Genomic DNA, 1,469 nt, shown 5'->3' on the forward strand with positions numbered 1-1,469 from the left:
GGCCTGGCCGGCGATGCCACCAACGGCGTCGCCGTAGCGCGCATTTTCGAGGCCAAGGGCCGGCCGCGCTTCAACCCGCTGATCGCCCATGTCGCCGATCGCGCGATGGCGGATCGTATCGCCGGCTTCGACCCGCTCTCGGCAAAACTCGCGCAAGCCTTCTGGCCCGGCCCATTGACGCTGGTGCTGCCGCAGCGCGCGGACAACGGCATCCATCCGCTGGTCACTGCGGGGCTGGACACGATCGCGCTGCGCATGCCGCGCGGGTTCGGCGGCGAGCTGATCGCGCGGCTCGGCCGGCCGCTCGCCGCCCCCAGCGCCAATTCCTCGGGCAGGATTTCCGGCACGACAGCGCAGGCGGTCGCCGCCGATCTCGGCGACAAGATCAAGCTGGTCGTGGATGGCGGCGCGACGCCCGTCGGACTGGAATCGACCATCCTCAAGGTCGAGGACGGCAAATTGCGGCTGCTCAGGCCGGGCGGCGTCAGTGCCGAGGAGATCGAGGCGGCGGCCGGCGCGAAACTGGTGCGCGGCGCTGCCGGCATCGAGGCGCCGGGCATGCTTGCCTCGCATTACGCGCCGGGTGCGGCGATGCGGCTCAATGTTCAACAGATCGTGAGGGGCGAAGCATTGCTTGCCTTCGGCCGCAACCGCGCCGAGGGCTGGCAGGATGCGGCGGCTATGCGCAATCTCTCAGAGACCGGCGACCTGCGCGAGGCGGCAAGCAACCTTTTTGCCGCCATGCAGGCGCTTGACCGCGTCGGCGCCGCGACCATCGCCGTCGAGCCGATCCCTTTCGAGGGGCTGGGCGAGGCGATCAACGACCGGCTCGCGCGCGCCGCTGCCCCCCGTGACAAGCAGGCCTGAGCGCCATAGGTTCTTGCCGCCATGAACGATCAGCCCTTCGACCTCGACCCTGCCGTCATCGACCGCTTCGCGGCAATCGTCGGCGACAAATATGCCTTGCGCGATCAGGCCGACATCGCGCCTTACATCACCGAGCGGCGCGGCCTCTGGCATGGCCGCACATCGCTGGTGCTGAGGCCCGGCAGTGTCGAGGAAGTGAGCCGCATCATGCGGCTTGCGACCGAGACCGGTACGCCGATCGTGCCGCAGAGCGGCAACACAGGGCTGGTCGGCGCGCAGGTGCCGGACAAATCCGGCCACGACATCGTGCTGTCGCTGTCGCGGCTGAACCGCATCCGCGAGATCGATGTCTTGTCGAATACCGTGACGGCCGAAGCCGGCGTCATCCTGCAAACGCTGCAGGAGGCGGCCGACGCCGCCGATCGGCTGTTTCCGCTCTCGCTCGCCGCGCAAGGCTCCTGCCAGATCGGCGGCAATCTGTCCTCCAATGCCGGCGGCACGGGCGTGCTTGCCTATGGCAATGCGCGCGAGCTCTGCCTCGGCGTCGAGGTGGTGCTGCCGACCGGCGAGGTGTTCGATGATCTGCGCAAATTGAAGAAGGA

Annotated in this window: 2 protein-coding genes; both read left to right on the forward strand. The window is 68.6% G+C overall.

Features of this window, described 5'->3' with window-relative positions; all coding sequences use genetic code 11:
* On the forward strand, positions 1 to 867 hold an 867-nt coding region (locus tag EOA23_RS34650; protein WP_145966605.1), incomplete at its 5' end, for an L-threonylcarbamoyladenylate synthase.
* Positions 868 to 888: 21 nt separating this feature from the next.
* A partial coding sequence (locus tag EOA23_RS34655) for an FAD-binding oxidoreductase (protein WP_145966606.1) occupies positions 889 to 1,469 on the forward strand: 581 nt, incomplete at its 3' end.

Origin of the sequence: Mesorhizobium sp. M2A.F.Ca.ET.042.01.1.1, from assembly GCF_003997405.1 — a bacterium.
GTDB lineage: Bacteria > Pseudomonadota > Alphaproteobacteria > Rhizobiales > Rhizobiaceae > Mesorhizobium.